Consider the following 4,752-nt stretch of genomic DNA (forward strand, 5'->3'; position numbering starts at 1 on the left):
GCCCTGCCTTCATGCGCCGACCGGCCTACGATCACCCCATCGAGACGCCCGTTCGACCGGCACGTCCCACGATCGGTACGACAACGGCTTCTGAGGCCGTGTCTTCGCCTGGTGGGGGAAGACACGGCCTCGGTCCTGTCGGCGGTGTCGCTTGTCAGCGGTTGAGTGTTGTCTGGGCGGGGGTTCCGTATGCGCGGGTGGTGGATTCGGTGGTGCGCTGTTCCTGCAGGGCGGTCAGCTTCCGCACGACGAGGATGGCGAAGACGGCGGCTGCGAGTTCCAGCAGGTCGGAGGCGGTCAGCCAGGCGATCGCTTCCTGGTAGGAGTCGGGTATCGGGCCTGGCCGTAGAAGTTGGCGTCCAGTCGGCCGATCACGATGGTGGCCCAGAGGGTGCCCCACCAGAGGTTGAGGAGCGTGTGAGTGATCGGGGGGATTCCGGACTCGTCGGGGCGGGTGCTGGCCTGCCAGGTGTCGGCTGCGATCTGCCGGGGGAGCCAGAGGCCTGCGACGGGGGTGAACCAGGCGCCGATCGCCCATCCGCGCTTGAGTCTGTGGCCGTGGGGGTTGAATCTCTCGGCGTTCACCCGTACCCGGTAGAACCAGAGGATGAAGGTGACCGCCGAGGCCAGCAGGGCCACGAGGTGGAGTTGGCTTGCGTGCCGGTAGAGGGCTTGCGCGTCGGTGAACGCGGTGCTGTCGGTCAGTGCGAGTGTGACATCGGCGGGAAGGTCGCCGGCTGTGCTCCACCGGCGGCTGGTCTCCGACTACGAGACCCTCCCGGCCGGTTCGGCGTCGATGATCTACTGGTCGATGACCGACCTCATGACGCGTCGGCTGACCAGCACAACCACACCGACCTGGCGGGATCCGCCAGCGGCGGGAACGAGTGGGGCCGTCCATGCGCGAGCTGCTGAAGATCGCCGGCGACGATACCCGGGCCTCTGATCTTCTCCCGTCGGCCTACCGCCAGATCCTCGCCCTGTTCGAAACACCGACGACGGCCTGCACGCCAAGGACGTCTGTCCGGCGCTCGGCCTCGGCATCGAGTCCCGTCACACCGAAGGAACCCATGCCAAGCTGAAACGCCTGGTTAACCGGGGCGTCCTCATCGAGCCCGAACCTGGCCTGTTCACCATGCCGCACCCGACGCCCCAGAGCCCGCCGAAGCCCTCCTCAAGCTAGAACCCGGAAATGGCTCACAGAACGTCCTCTGGCAGCCGAACGCGGGGCGGAGAGTCCGGTCAGCCGTAGAGCGGTTGGGCGACTGAGACAGTGACCCGGTCGCCGAAGCGGCCGCGCAGGTCTGCCTGGGCGCTGGCCAGATTTCCGCTGACGCCGACCTCCACCACGCCGCGGGTGAAGCTCACCGCCGATCCGTCGCCCACACTGACGATGCTGTAGTCGCTCGTGTGCCCTATCAGTGCCGCGACCCGGTTGCGGGTGGCGGCCAGCTCGTTGATCGAGCGCGGCGCGTCGCGCAGGTCCACGCGCACGCCCAGACCCAGGTGGGCGAGGGCGGCGTCGAAGCCGCCACCGCCCGGCTTCCGGTAGACGATGACGCCACCGCCCGGAACGTCCACCATCAGGCCAGTGAAGACATCCTGGTAGGAGCCGCCGAGGTGTGAGACCGCATCTGCGGCCGTGTCCAGCTGCTGCTGATCCGGTCGGCCCGAGCTCGGCGGAGGGCTTGCGGCGACGGCGGACGCGGCGGCACTCGTCGGCACGGGAGTGGACGGCGCGACATTGGTGTGTCCAGCGCAGGCTGCGCAAGCCAGCAGAGCGGTCAAGGCCAGGGTGACAGCGGTCAGGTGTATCGGCGTTGGGGTACGGGGCATCGATTCAGCCTCACTTCATCGGCGACGGTTCGTGATCGTACGCGGGCGCGAAGCGGCGTGCGTAAGGAAGGTAGGCACGGCTTCCAAGATCATGGAGTTCTCTACGCCCCGTGACCCGAGTGGAAGACCGTGCCTGCCGACGCATCATCCCCGATTCCGACTGCCCTTGACCAGCTCCGCGAGCAGCCCGAGGCGGCTGCTGGGAAGGTGCCTAGTCTGCTGGAGCGGCTGGCCCAGGTGCCGGACCCTCGTGATCCGCGTGGAGTGCGGCACGCGCGGGCCGTGGTCCTCGCCCTGACAGCGTGCGCGGTGCTGGCCGGGGCGACCTCGCTGCTGGCGGTCGAGAGTGGATCGCGGACGTCCCGCCGCAGGTGCTGGAGCGGGTCGGCGTGCGCTCCCTTCTGAATCACGGGCGGCCTCTGGCGGGGGCTCAAACGAGACGGGACGCGGCGCCTACCACCTGCCAGGCAAATCGCCTAAATCTATGACGATTTCTCTTGCTAGGAGATGGTAAATCCTTGACCGTTATGCCCGGAATGCGCGGAAAGGTGCTTCTGGGGCTTTTATTTGTGTGCGGCAAGTGTCTGCTCGGAGCTACCATGCGGGGTGCGCGATCACCCAAAGGGCTGATTGCATCTCATCTGGGGGGAATTGAGTGGCTCAAAAAAGTAACTCCGGCCGAAAGTGGATAATTCTGGCCACTGCTCTTCTGGCATCGGTGTCTGCAATTGCTCCAGCTATCGCTATATCGGGGGACGGCGCCCCCACTCCAGCGCCGACTCGGCCGGGCTCTACGTCCAATAAGAAGCTGCCACCCGGCGGTACCACTGCAGCTGCACTGGCGGAGGTCACCAAGCCGGAGACCCTCAAGCTCATGAAGAAGCAGGAGGCACTGGACAAGGTCGTCGACCGGATCGTCGGAGGGCAGGAGGAACATGCCCGGGATCGGATCCCAGGATTTTCCGAGGTAGAGGTCGACCCGGGGGCCAACCGCATCACCTTGCATTGGAAGGGGGAACTCCCGGACGCGGTTCGCGGTGTGCTCCAAGACCTTCCGAAGGGCGTGAGCGTGCAGGTCGTGCCTGCCAAGTACTCCAAGGCGGAGCTGCACGCAGCCCGTGAGAAGCTGCTGTCGAACGGCAAGCCAATCCCCCTCGCGGCGAAGAGGGCAAGTCACATCAGCAGCATCGGGCCGTCGCTTGACGGAAGTGGCCTTGACCTCGGCTATGAGGCGGACGACGAGCGGGTGCCTGGGGCACTCCTTGCGCCACTTTCTACCGAAGAGCTGACGCCGCAGGTGGAGGCCATCGCGTCGGCCGTTGCCGGTGTGGAAGTCCACGCCCGCCATCAAAAGACGGTCGTGGACCTGTCGCGAGGCGCAGACTCCGAGCCCTGGTACGGCGGTGCTGGTGTACTGACTCCCGGTGGGACGATCTGTTCCACTGGCTTCGGGGTGTACAAGCCTGCGGACATGTACAAGAGCTTGGTCACCACTGCGTGGCACTGCGGCGCCGGCTCGTACAATACCTGGTACAGTCAGCAGTATATGGGTTACGCCAATGAGGGTGACGGAAACGCCGCCGATGACACGATTGGTATCGTCCCGCGCGACTCCCAGAAATCGGGCGGATACGTCTATACCCTCGCGTGGAACGAACCCAGCGATTATGCCATGCAGGTCTCCGGATCTGGCGGCAACAATGTTGGCGACTATGTCTGCCAGTCCGCCGCCAACTCGGGGGCGCACTGCAATATTCGCGTCGCCCAAGTGGATCGACAGATCATGGGGCCCAACGGCGTCTGGCGTAAGTTCGCTGACGAGGCCGTGCAGACGGACCCCAACAACATCGCCGCCGCCAACGGAGACAGCGGTGGACCTGTCTTCGTGACGAGTGACAACGGAACCAAGATCCAGGCCCGCGGGACCATCACCTCTCTTGAGTCGGAGCAGGACTGCGCTGGCCGACAGACCGCTGACGGCGGATGGCGTACGCCGTGGTGCTTTCATGGGATGTGGTACGTCCCGATTTCCCAGACGCTCGCCGACATGGGGTGGGTCCTGAGGACAAGCAACCCGTAAAGATAACGGCCTTGGGTGAAATTGGGGTCGGGGCGTGTTGGCCTGGCGGTTCGGCTGGTGGGTGATCAGCAGACGGCGTCGCGGGCGAGGACCAGTTCGGTGCTCGCCCGGTGGCGGGCCGGGCGTCGTGCGGAGCGGTCGGAGACCAGCCCGGCGATGGCCAGATGGGTTCACCGCGATCGCCGCCCCCGCGCCGGCCCGCCGACGCGAAGCCCGTACCGTCCTGGCTCTGCTGCTCAACCGCAAGCTCTGACCTGCCTACTCAACCCCGCACGGAACCCGAACGACACCGCTGAATCCGGTCACCGAAGGCGCCGACCACCACCAAGTGGTCGGCGCCTTCGGCATGCCGTGTGCTGGGTCAGAGCTGCTTGAGAGCAGCCTCGGTGGTGGCGGCCAGGACGAAGGCCTCGACGTCGGCTTCGACGGGGAAGGATTCCGCCCTGCCGCCGCCCCACTTGATGGCGGAGATCAACCAGCCGGCGGTGAAGGGGACCGGGATGTCGTACCGGTGACGGGCCTGGTGGGCGATCAGACCGTAGGTACGGGTGGCGGGCCGCTCATCGCTCAGCAACCACCGTAGCGCCTGCGCCGTCTGCGGCGTTGGGTCGGGCAGGCCGACGTACTGCGCGCTCTCGTAAGTGGCCTCTCCCTCAGCCCACTTCTTGCGGAACGCGGTGGTACTTGGGCTGGTCAGCGACAGGAGCGCGGCGTCGAGCAGCACCCCGGTTGTGCAGTCTCAGCTTGGCGTTTAACCTCGCTGCGCTTGGTGTTCCTTGATCGACTCGGCGCGTTTCACGGTCTTGCCGACGTCGTGGTGCTTGGCGCGGTGCTTG

Annotated in this window: 6 protein-coding genes; 3 read left to right on the forward strand and 3 right to left on the reverse strand. The window is 66.1% G+C overall.

The window, feature by feature from the left end:
- Nucleotides 1-297: 297 nt before the first annotated feature.
- Nucleotides 298-705, reverse strand: a complete 408-nt coding sequence (locus tag ACWC9T_RS40810; protein ID WP_449826080.1) for a DUF4328 domain-containing protein — start codon at nucleotides 703-705, stop codon at nucleotides 298-300.
- Nucleotides 706-899: 194 nt separating this feature from the next.
- Here ACWC9T_RS40810 and ACWC9T_RS40815 point away from each other — a divergent pair, with 194 nt between their 5' ends.
- Nucleotides 900-1,082, forward strand: coding sequence for a hypothetical protein (locus ACWC9T_RS40815; RefSeq protein ID WP_449826077.1), 183 nt, complete (start codon nucleotides 900-902; stop codon nucleotides 1,080-1,082).
- Nucleotides 1,083-1,242: 160 nt separating this feature from the next.
- Here ACWC9T_RS40815 and ACWC9T_RS40820 read toward each other — a convergent pair whose 3' ends face one another.
- Entirely contained in the window at nucleotides 1,243-1,584 is a 342-nt protein-coding gene (locus tag ACWC9T_RS40820; protein WP_050366262.1) for a hypothetical protein, read from the reverse strand.
- 534 nt (nucleotides 1,585-2,118) lie between these two features.
- On the opposite strand from ACWC9T_RS40820, the gene ACWC9T_RS40825 reads away from it, so the two are divergent.
- Both ACWC9T_RS40825 and ACWC9T_RS40830 read left to right on the forward strand, forming a co-directional pair.
- The gene (locus ACWC9T_RS40825) at nucleotides 2,119-2,241 is read left to right on the forward strand and encodes a hypothetical protein (protein WP_449826081.1); all 123 of its coding nucleotides are present in this window, start codon (nucleotides 2,119-2,121) and stop codon (nucleotides 2,239-2,241) included.
- Between the two features lie 469 nt (nucleotides 2,242-2,710).
- Nucleotides 2,711-3,916 carry a trypsin-like serine protease gene (locus tag ACWC9T_RS40830; protein ID WP_449826078.1) on the forward strand — a complete coding sequence of 402 codons (1,206 nt, stop codon included), beginning with the start codon at nucleotides 2,711-2,713 and terminating at the stop codon, nucleotides 3,914-3,916.
- Between the two features lie 361 nt (nucleotides 3,917-4,277).
- Here ACWC9T_RS40830 and ACWC9T_RS40835 read toward each other — a convergent pair whose 3' ends face one another.
- Complete coding sequence (locus ACWC9T_RS40835) at nucleotides 4,278-4,640, reverse strand: hypothetical protein (protein ID WP_449826079.1); 363 nt, start codon at nucleotides 4,638-4,640, stop codon at nucleotides 4,278-4,280.
- Between the last annotated feature and the right edge of the window lie 112 nt (nucleotides 4,641-4,752).

The organism is Kitasatospora sp. NPDC001159, assembly GCF_053598235.1.